Origin of the sequence: Sabulibacter ruber (assembly GCF_017355955.1) — a bacterium.
In the GTDB taxonomy this organism is placed as follows: Bacteria; Bacteroidota; Bacteroidia; order Cytophagales; family Hymenobacteraceae; genus Nibribacter; species Nibribacter ruber_A.
On record NZ_JAFFID010000020.1, the window covers coordinates 1 to 553 of the forward strand.

General features: G+C 56.8%; 1 protein-coding gene and 1 pseudogene. Both read left to right on the forward strand.

The window, feature by feature from the left end:
* A pseudogene (locus JT719_RS24260) lies at nucleotides 1-309 on the forward strand (beta-galactosidase); the annotation flags it as partial.
* An 89-nt stretch (nucleotides 310-398) separates the two neighbouring features.
* The coding region (locus JT719_RS24265) for a galactokinase family protein (RefSeq protein WP_207436380.1) at nucleotides 399-553 on the forward strand (155 nt) is incomplete at its 3' end.

Consider the following 553-nt stretch of genomic DNA (forward strand, 5'->3'; position numbering starts at 1 on the left):
CGGACGCAGATCTCCGCCGACGGGAAGGACATCTCCTTCGTGACCGTGTCGGTGGTGGACAAAGACGGGAACCCCTGCCCCACGGCCACAAACCGGCTTGACTTCCAGGTGAAAGGGAAAGGGAAGTACCGGGCGGCCGCCAACGGGGACCCCACCTCGCTGGAGCGGTTCCACCTGCCCACCATGAGGCTCTTCAGCGGCAAACTGGTGGTATTGGTGCAGTCCACGGAGGAGGCAGGGGACCTGGAGCTGACCGTGAAAGGCAAAGGCCTGCAGACCGGGCAAGTAAACCTGAAAGCGGTTAAGTGATCTACCTGATTTAGACCTGTTTTCTGGAAAATAGCCTCGAAATAGAAGCTAGTACACACATTTATATTACTCAAAAGATATAACCATCCATGGTTCAAGACATCATCACCACCTTTCAGAAACTCTACAGTCGGGAGCCGATCGTGATCCGCTCGGCGGGCCGGGTGAACCTCATCGGCGAGCACACCGACTACAACGAGGGGTTCGTGCTGCCCGCCGCCATTGACAAGGAGATCTACTTCGC